We start from the raw sequence: 9,167 nt of genomic DNA on the forward strand, positions 1-9,167 counted from the left end.
CGATGGGAGAACCACCGATGGCCAGCACGCCCGAAACCGCCTCACCGCCGCACATGTGGCCGGTCGGGCACAGTGGCCGCCCGATCCTGCGAGTCGATGAGGACCCAGATGCCATCCGCGTCCTGACCGCCGCGCTGAACGACAGGATCATCCCCGGCACCTACGTCTCCGACGGCGCGCCGGTCGTGGTCGAGGAGATCTCCGGCGCGATCGCGCCCACGGCGGCCGACCAGAACGTGGCGCTGCCGATCACCGCCTCGGTGCTCAAGCCGCCGTTGCTGTCCGGGCTGCTCGCCGAGCACGCCGACGTTCTCGGCGTCAAGAACGGCCGCCCCGACACGGAGATCACCCCGCCGAGGCCGGTGCTCTCGGCGGTGCTCGCGCGCCGTTCCTGGCCCGGCCTCCCGGTGCTGCGCCGGATCATCTCCACCCCGGTCCTGCGCCCGGACGGCACGCTCCTGCAGAACCCCGGCTACGACCCGGTCACCGGGTTCTACCTCGCCGCCAACAACCACCTCGCCCCGGTCCCCGACCATCCCACCCCTCAGGAAGTCGAGCAGGCCCGCGAATTCCTGCTCGACCGGTTCCTGCGGGACTTCCCGTGGCGCACCAAAGCCGATCTCCCGAACTACCTCGCGCTGCTGGTGACCCCGCTGATCCGGCCGATGACCGAAGCGCTGGCCCCGTTCGGCCTGATCGACGCCAGCATGCCCGGCTCAGGAAAAACGATCCTGACCGGCTGCGTGGGGCTGCTGGTCGGGCAATCGGTGCAGACCTTCACCGACTCCGAAGAAGAGCTACGCAAGGTCATCACCACCGTGCTCGGCGAGCCCGGCGGCGTGATCGTGTTCGACAACCTCAAGGAAGGCACCATGGTCAATTCCGCCGTGCTCGCGCGGCTGGTGACCGAACGGAACTGGTCCGACCGCCGCATGGGCACCAACGCCGCGATCAACGTCGTCAACGACCGGTTGTGGCTGGCCACCGGGAACAACCTGCGCGTCGGCGGCGACATGGCCTCGCGATCGGTGTGGGTCCGGCTCGACCCGAACTGCCCCCGCCCCGAAGCCCGCACTGGATTCACCATCCCGAACCTGGACTCCTGGATCCTCGACCCGGCCAACCGCGCCACTGTGCTCCGGCACCTGCTGATCATGATTCTCGACTGGACCAACCGCGGTGCCCCCATCGCCACCAACGTCCCGCAGATGCGGCAATTCACCGCCTGGGCCAAACACCTCGGTGGGTTCCTCGAACACCACCAGATCGGCGGGTTCCTCACCAACGCCGACGAGAACCGCGAACTCGATGAGGAAGACGGCCAGTGGCGCGAATTCCTCAACGCCTGGGACGACATCCACGGCGATGCCCGCCTGACTTCCCAGCAGCTGCGCCAGTCCGGCGAACCCACCGCCGGTACCGACCCCTGGGCCGGAACCTTCCCCACCACCCCGTCCGGGAAACCGCTCACCACCATGAGCCTCGGCTGGAAGCTACGCGGCCAAATCGACCGCTGGCACGGCGACGTCGTACTACGCAGCGCAACCGACAGCCACCGCAACAGCAAGCTCTGGTGGGTCGAACGGCACACCGCCTAGAGCACCGAGCGCGAAAAAAGTCCGCAAAGTCCGCAAGTCCGCAAACGATCTTGAGTCGAGTCTCTCACCAGGGAAAAGAAGCTGGCAGGGGGTTGCGGACTTCTCCCAACCCATCACCGGAGAAGTCCGCAAAACGCGGGCTTTGGCGGACTTCTCTGCAAAGCCCGCCACCCAAAGTCCGCAACCAAAGCCCCAGCTCACAGCCCACTTGCGGACTTCGCGGGCTTTGCGGACTTTCCTCCGTCCCCGCCGCTCCAGAGTTACAAGCCCCGCCACCCCTCCTGCCAGCAATCACCCAGCACCGAACACAGTCAGTAACCGCCACGGGCTCCCCGACCACATCGCGGGCCCATTCCGTCATGCCCTGGCGTTGGCATCGCCGCCAACTCACCCCGTTCGAGAGGACGCGCTTCCGAAATGTAGCCCGTACTGCTCCAAGGAGATGCACACCATGGAAACGGCAACTCAAGCCACCGAAGCCGCGAACCCGCTACTGCTGCGTGTTGAAGACGCCGCAACCCTGCTCACTATCGGCCGCACTCGCGTGTACGACCTCGTGCGCAGCGGAGATCTGAAGTCGGTGAAGATCTTCGGTGCCCGCCGGATTCCTCGCAGCGCGGTCGAGGACTACATAGCGAAGTTGCTGAAGGAATCCGAGGAGGTTGCCTGATGCCACGTCGAGCCGCGAATGGTCTTGGCACGGTCGTGAAGCGCAAGGACGGCCGGTACCAAGCCGCGGTGTACGTCCTGACAACCGGCGGCGAGACGGAACGCAAGTACGTCTACGGCCGCACCTGGGATGAGGCCAACGACAAACGTGTCGAGATGCTCGAAAACAACCGAAAGGGGGTGCCGTCGATCTCATCGAACATGAAGCTCGGCGACTACCTCGACTACTGGCTGGAGAACATCGTCCAGGTGGAACGGGGGCCGTCCACCTACTCCGGATACGAAATCGTCGTGCGCCGCTACATCAAAAAGCACCTCGGCGAAAAACGGCTCAACGCGCTCACTCCCGCTCACGTCCGCCGCTTCATCGCGAAACTCCGGAAGGAGAAGACGGTTCTCGGCAAGCCGCTCTCCGATCGGTACGTCCAGAACGTGTTCGAGACGCTGCGCAGCGCGCTTACCTCGGCAGTCCGCCGGGACGAACTGATCGGACGCAATGTCGCCCGGCTTGTCGAGACCCCGGCCCGGGGTGACTTCGACGTGACGCCAATGGACGAGACCGCCGCACGGGCGTTCATCAAGGCGGCCACGGAACATTGGCTCAACGCGTTGTGGTTGATCCTGGTCACGACGGGGCTGCGCAAGGGCGAGGTGTTGGGCCTGGCGTGGTCGGACATTGACCTGGAGACCGGCGCGTTCAAGGTTCGCCGGACCGTGCAACGGGTGCGCGGGAAGTTGTTGTTCGGTAAGACGAAGACCAAGAAGTCGACGCGCACGCTGTACCTGGGCAAGGTGTGCTTGGCCGCGCTCGCGCGCCACCGGGAGGCGACCGCCGAACGGCTCACGTCGCCGCTGAACCCGGCGGCCGGCCAACCGGACGACCTGATCTTCGTGACCAGCACTGGCAGGGTGGTCGAGCCGAGGAACGTCAACACGATGCTCAAGCGAGTGCTGAAGAACGCCGAACTTGAGCAGGCTCGGGTGCACGACCTGCGCCACACCGCGGCCACCCTGCTGCTCGTGGACGGCGCCACGATTCGGGAGGTGATGGAGCAGCTGGGCCACGCGTCCTACACGACGACCGCCAACATCTACGGGCACGTTCTGGATGAGGCGAAGCGCCGGAACGCCAGCCGGATGGACCGGCTGGCAAGCGACTACTGATGTCAATCGGTGATGTCAACGGGGCTCCCAATGATCTTGGGAGCCCCGTTCGCCCTGGTGGGCGCAGCAGGGATCGAACCTGCGACCGCTCGGGTGTAAACCGAGTGCTCTCCCGCTGAGCTATACGCCCGGGAACGGTGCCGTGGCACCGTGTGGAACTAGGCGCCGAGTTCGGCGACGGCCTTCTTCCAGGCTTCCTGGTCGCGTGCCTCGCCCGGCTGGTTCACCTCGGCGAAGCGGACGACACCGGTGGTGTCGATCAGGAACGTGCCGCGGTTCGCCAGGCCCGCGCCCTCGTTGAACACGCCGTAGCTCTTGGCGACCTCGCCGTGCGGCCAGAAGTCCGACAGCAGCGGGAACTGGTAGCCCTGCTGCTCGGCCCACGCCTTGAGCGAGAACGGGGTGTCGACCGAGACGCCGATGACCTGGACGGTGCCGTCGTAGTCGGCGAACTCGTCGCGGAGCTGGCACAGCTCGCCCTGGCAGATCCCGCTGAACGCGAACGGGTAGAACACCAGCAGGACCGGCTTGTCGCCCTGGAACGACGACAGCTTCACCGGCTGCTTGTTGTAGTCGTTGAGCGTGAAATCGGGGGCCTTCGAGCCGACCTCGACCGCCATGCGCTTCCTCTCCCGCGTAGGAACTTCACGTGCGGCGCCAGCCTATCGTGTGGCCGGTACTGCGCCGGTCATGCGGTGGCCGGGTCCCATGAGCTGGACCCGGCCCGCCGTCCGTGCAGGTCAGCGCTTCGTCTTCGCCCTCGGCACGAGCCTGCTGCCGGACCAGCCAGGTCCGACGCTGACGTTGGAGGTCTGGGACAGCCCGACGGTGGGCACCGCCTCGGCGATGTCGCTCGGTTCGACGTGCCCCGGCTGCCCCGTCTTGGGCGTCAGCACCCAGATGACGGCATCGGCGCCGAGGAAACCGCGCGCATCGACCAGCGCGTCTCCGAGGTCGCCGTCGTCCTCGCGCCACCACAGCAGCACGACGTCGACGACCTCGTTGGCGTCCTCATCGAGGAGTTCGCCGCCGATATGGTCCTCGATGGCGGCACGAACGTCGTCGTCGACGTCCTCGTCCCAGCCGATCTCCTGAACCACCATGTCCGGCTTGATACCAAGCCTCTCGGCGACGCTGCTCTGTTCAGCGTCTCCCGCGGCGACCACGACTGTCACTCCTCCAACTGCGACTGGGTGCGCCGGTCGTCCCGGCCCACTCGGATACAACGATGGAGCTAGCGAACACTGGTGAGGCTCCGGGCGCAACCGTCCACACCGGATCTGTGCCAACTCGTATCGCAGCGTAAGGCCTTCCCGGCCCCTCGCGCGAGGGGCAATCACCCCGCTTGGACCGGCGTGGCCGACGAGGTCAGCGGCCGCTCGTTTAGGGTGAACGCAGTCGCGCGCGCGATACAACCGCAGCCGGAAACCACCGCAGCGGGGTGGGCAAACGTTACCGATCAGTAGCGATGACGTGAGCCACGAAGGCGACGACGATGGCAGTTGCGCACTCCTCCTCGAAGGCAGGCGTGCGCGAGCAACCACAGCTAGCAGAATGGCGAGGAGACCCCTTGGCCCCCCAGAGCAGCGAGACCGGACGCGACGGCGCGTCCGGTCAGGAGGCCCCGGCCCGCGTACGTGTCATCCGTGACGGACTTGCGGCGCACCTGCCCGACATCGACCCGGAAGAGACGTCCGAGTGGCTGGATTCCTTCGACGAGGCGCTGGCCAGGGGTGGTCAGCAGCGCGCGCGGTACCTGATGCTGCGCATCCTGGAGCGCGCCCGCGAGCGGAACGTCGGTGTGCCCGCGCTGACCTCGACGGACTACGTGAACACGATCCCCACCGAGAACGAACCGTGGTTCCCCGGTGACGAGGAGATCGAGCGCCGCTACCGCGCGTACATCCGCTGGAACGCGGCGATCATGGTGCACCGCGCGCAGCGGCCCGGCGTCGGCGTCGGCGGGCACATCTCGACCTACGCCTCCTCGGCGGCGCTGTACGAGGTCGGCTTCAACCACTTCTTCCGCGGCAAGGACCACTCCAGCGGCGGCGACCAGATCTTCGTGCAGGGCCACGCCTCGCCGGGCATCTACGCCCGCGCGTTCCTCGAGGGCAGGCTGAGCGAGCAGCAGCTCGACGGCTTCCGCCAGGAGTACTCGCACGCCGGCGCCGGCGGCGGGCTGCCGTCCTACCCGCACCCTCGGCTGATGCCGGAGTTCTGGGAGAACCCGACGGTGTCGATGGGCCTCGGCCCGATGAACGCGATCTACCAGGCCCGGTTCAACCGGTACCTGCGCGACCGCGGCCTCAAGGACACCTCCGACCAGCACGTATGGGCGTTCCTCGGCGACGGCGAGATGGACGAGCCGGAGTCGCGCGGGCTGATCCACGTGGCCGCCGGCGAGGGCCTGGACAACCTGACCTTCGTGATCAACTGCAACCTGCAGCGCCTCGACGGGCCGGTCCGCGGGAACGGCAAGATCATCCAGGAGTTGGAGTCGTACTTCCGCGGCGCGGGCTGGAACGTGATCAAGGTCATCTGGGGCCGCGAATGGGACTCGCTGCTGCACGCCGACCGTGACGGCGCGCTGGTCAACCTGATGAACGTGACCCCGGACGGCGACTACCAGACCTACAAGGCCAACGACGGCGCCTTCGTCCGCGAGCACTTCTTCGGCCGCGACCCGCGCACCAAGGAACTGGTGCACGACCTGTCCGACGCCGACATCTGGAACCTCAAGCGCGGCGGGCACGACTACCGGAAGGTCTACGCGGCCTACAAGGCGGCGATGGAGCACCACGGCCAGCCGACGGTGATCCTGGCCCACACCATCAAGGGCTACGGCCTCGGCCCGGCCTTCGAGGGCCGCAACGCCACGCACCAGATGAAGAAGCTCACCCTCGACGACCTGAAGCTGTTCCGGGACGCCCAGCGCATCCCGATCAGCGACGAGGAGCTCGAGCGCGACCCGAAGCTGCCGCCGTACTACCACCCCGGCAAGGAGTCGCCGGAGATCGAGTACCTGATCGGCCGCCGCAAGGCGCTCGGCGGGTTCCTCCCGGAGCGGCGCCCGAAGACGGCGAAGGCGCTCGTGCTGCCCGGCGACAAGGTGTACGAGGGCATCCGGAAGGGCTCCGGCAAGCAGGAGGTCGCCACCACGATGGCGTTCGTCCGGCTGGTCCGCGAGCTGGCGAAGGACTCCGAGATCGGCAAGCGGATCGTGCCGATCATCCCGGACGAGGCCCGCACCTTCGGCCTCGACTCCATGTTCCCGACGGCCAAGATCTACAACCCGCACGGGCAGACCTACACCTCGGTCGACGCGAGCCTGATGCTGGCGTACAAGGAGTCCGAGAAGGGCGTCATCCTGCACGAGGGCATCAACGAGGCGGGCTCCACTGCCTCGTTCACCGCCGTCGGCACGGCGTACGCCACGCACGGCGAGCCGATGATCCCGATCTACATCTTCTACTCGATGTTCGGGTTCCAGCGCACCGGCGACGGGCTGTACGCGGCGGCGGACCAGATGGCGCGCGGGTTCGTGCTCGGCGCGACCGCGGGCCGCACCACGCTGACCGGCGAGGGCCTGCAGCACGCGGACGGGCATTCGCTGCTGCTGGCGGCGACGAACCCGGCCGTGGTCGCCTACGACGCGTCCTACTCGTTCGAGATCGCGCACATCGTCAAGGACGGCCTGCGCCGGATGTACGGCGAGACCGGCCCGGACGGCAACGGCGAGAACGTCTTCTACTACATGACGATCTACAACGAGCCGTACCAGCAGCCCGCCGAGCCGGAGAACCTCGATGTGGACGGTCTCCTCAAGGGCCTGTACAAGTACGCCGACGCGCCGTCGGGCGACGGTCCGGAGGCGCAGATCCTGGTCTCCGGCGTCACCATGCCGGACGCGCTCAAGGCGCAGCGGCTGCTGGCCGAGGAGTGGGGCGTGCGGGCGGCCGTGTGGTCGGCGACCTCGTGGACCGAGCTTCGCCGCGAAGCGGTCGAGGTGGACCACGACAACCTGCTCTACCCCGGCAGCGAGCCGCGCGTGCCGTACGTGACGAGCGCGCTGTCGAACGTCGCGGGCCCCGTGGTGGCGGTGTCGGACTGGATGCGCGCGGTACCGGACCTGATCCGGCCGTGGGTGCCCACCGACATGCTCACCCTCGGCACGGACGGGTTCGGCTTCTCCGACACCCGCCCGGCGGCGCGGCGCCACTTCCTGGTGGACGCCGAGTCGATCGTGGTGGGCACGCTGTCCGCGCTCGCGAAGCGCGGCGAGGTGGCGCAGTCGAAGGTCGTGGACGCGGCGCGCCAGTACCGCATCGACGACGTCGCCGCGGCTGGCCCGCAGACCTCGGACTCGGGCAGCGCGTAACCGAACACGGAACGGGGGCCGCCGCGGATACCGCGGCGGCCCTCGTTCAGTTAAGGTAAAGATCGGATGTTTCACGGCGTGCGCGTAAGGAGGGTGATCGAGTGACGAAGCGTCGTCTGCCCCGGCCCAGTGAGCTCAAGCAGATCCTGCGGCCGAAACCGGTCGTGCTGAACCCCACCGACCGCAGGCTGGCGGGCGCGCACACGATCGCCGATCTCCGCATGCTGGCCCGCAGGCGGACACCGCGCGCGCCGTTCGACTACACCGATGGCGCCGCCGAACTCGAAGACAGCCTCCGCCGCGCGCGCCAGGTGTTCCGCAGCATCGAATTCCACCCCAACGTGCTGCGCGGAGTGTCCGATGTGGACACCTCGAAGGAGATCCTCGGCAAGCGCGCCGAGCTGCCGTTCGCGTTCGCCCCCACCGGGTTCACCCGCATGATGAACCACGAGGGCGAGCGCGCGGTGGCCCGCGTGGCCCAGCGCAACGGCGTCCCGTTCTCGTTGTCCACCATGGGGACCACGTCGATCGAGGACGCCGCCGAGGCCGCGCCGGGGGCTCGCAAATGGTTCCAGCTCTACGTCTGGCACGACCACGGTGCGGGCGAAGATCTGATGAATCGGGCCTGGGAGGCGGGGTACGACACCCTCATGCTGACCGTGGACACCCCGGTCGCGGGCGCGCGCATGCGGGACGTGCGCAACGGGCTGACGATCCCGCCCGGGCTGACCCTGAGGACCTTCGTCGACGGCGCGATGCACCCGTCGTGGTGGTTCAACCTGCTGACCACCGAGCCGCTGTCCTTCGCGTCGTTGAGCCATTTCGACGGCACGGTCGCGGAGCTGCTCAACATGCTGTTCGACCCCACACTCGACTTCGACGACCTCGACTGGGTGCGCGCCACCTGGCCGGGCAAGCTCGTGGTCAAGGGCATCCAGAACGCCGACGACGCCCGCGACATGGTGCGGCACGGTGCCGACGCGGTGCTGCTGTCCAATCACGGCGGCCGCCAGCTCGACCGCGCGCCGACCCCCCTCGAACTGCTGCCGGCCGCGCTCGACGCGGTCAACGGCGAAGCCGAGGTGTGGCTCGACACCGGCATCCTCTCCGGCGGCGACATCGTGGCCGCCATCGCCCGCGGCGCCGACGCGGTGCTCATCGGGCGCGCGTTCCTGTACGGGCTGATGGCGGGCGGTGAACGCGGCGTGCAGCGCACCGTGGACATCCTGCGCACCGAAATGATCCGCACCATGCAGCTGCTCGGCGTCCGGACGATCGGCGACCTGCGCCCCTCGCACGCCGTCCTCCCCTGATTGTCGGCCATGTGGCCTTTGGGGCAGCCGCGGGTCCTGATG

General features: G+C 67.8%; 7 protein-coding genes and 1 tRNA gene. 5 read left to right on the top strand and 3 right to left on the bottom strand.

The window, feature by feature from the left end; all coding sequences use genetic code 11:
* Positions 1-17 precede the first annotated feature (17 nt).
* From ABD256_RS37695 to ABD256_RS37705, 3 genes are all read left to right on the top strand, one after another.
* Positions 18-1,598 carry a hypothetical protein gene (locus tag ABD256_RS37695; protein ID WP_344430023.1) on the top strand — a complete coding sequence of 527 codons (1,581 nt, stop codon included), beginning with the start codon at positions 18-20 and terminating at the stop codon, positions 1,596-1,598.
* A gap of 442 nt (positions 1,599-2,040) precedes the next feature.
* Positions 2,041-2,268, top strand: coding sequence for a helix-turn-helix domain-containing protein (locus ABD256_RS37700; protein ID WP_344430024.1), 228 nt, complete (start codon positions 2,041-2,043; stop codon positions 2,266-2,268).
* 35 nt (positions 2,269-2,303) lie between these two features.
* Positions 2,304-3,431 carry a tyrosine-type recombinase/integrase gene (locus ABD256_RS37705; protein WP_344430025.1) on the top strand — a complete coding sequence of 376 codons (1,128 nt, stop codon included), beginning with the start codon at positions 2,304-2,306 and terminating at the stop codon, positions 3,429-3,431.
* Positions 3,432-3,486: 55 nt separating this feature from the next.
* Here ABD256_RS37705 and ABD256_RS37710 read toward each other — a convergent pair.
* The 3 genes from ABD256_RS37710 to ABD256_RS37720 form a co-directional block, all read right to left on the bottom strand.
* Positions 3,487-3,561 (bottom strand) — tRNA-Val (locus ABD256_RS37710).
* A gap of 28 nt (positions 3,562-3,589) precedes the next feature.
* Positions 3,590-4,051, bottom strand: a complete 462-nt coding sequence (locus ABD256_RS37715) for a peroxiredoxin (protein WP_344430027.1) — start codon at positions 4,049-4,051, stop codon at positions 3,590-3,592.
* Between the two features lie 120 nt (positions 4,052-4,171).
* Positions 4,172-4,597 carry a DUF3052 domain-containing protein gene (locus ABD256_RS37720; protein ID WP_344430029.1) on the bottom strand — a complete coding sequence of 142 codons (426 nt, stop codon included), beginning with the start codon at positions 4,595-4,597 and terminating at the stop codon, positions 4,172-4,174.
* A 404-nt stretch (positions 4,598-5,001) separates the two neighbouring features.
* Between ABD256_RS37720 and aceE the strand changes: the two genes are divergently transcribed.
* Positions 5,002-7,812, top strand: a complete 2,811-nt coding sequence (gene aceE, locus ABD256_RS37725) for a pyruvate dehydrogenase (acetyl-transferring), homodimeric type (protein ID WP_344430031.1) — start codon at positions 5,002-5,004, stop codon at positions 7,810-7,812.
* Between the two features lie 101 nt (positions 7,813-7,913).
* The gene (locus ABD256_RS37730) at positions 7,914-9,125 is read left to right on the top strand and encodes an alpha-hydroxy acid oxidase (RefSeq protein ID WP_344430033.1); all 1,212 of its coding nucleotides are present in this window, start codon (positions 7,914-7,916) and stop codon (positions 9,123-9,125) included.
* Positions 9,126-9,167: the final 42 nt, after the last annotated feature.

Source organism: Amycolatopsis minnesotensis, assembly GCF_039529815.1.
Taxonomy (GTDB): domain Bacteria; phylum Actinomycetota; class Actinomycetes; order Mycobacteriales; family Pseudonocardiaceae; genus Amycolatopsis; species Amycolatopsis minnesotensis.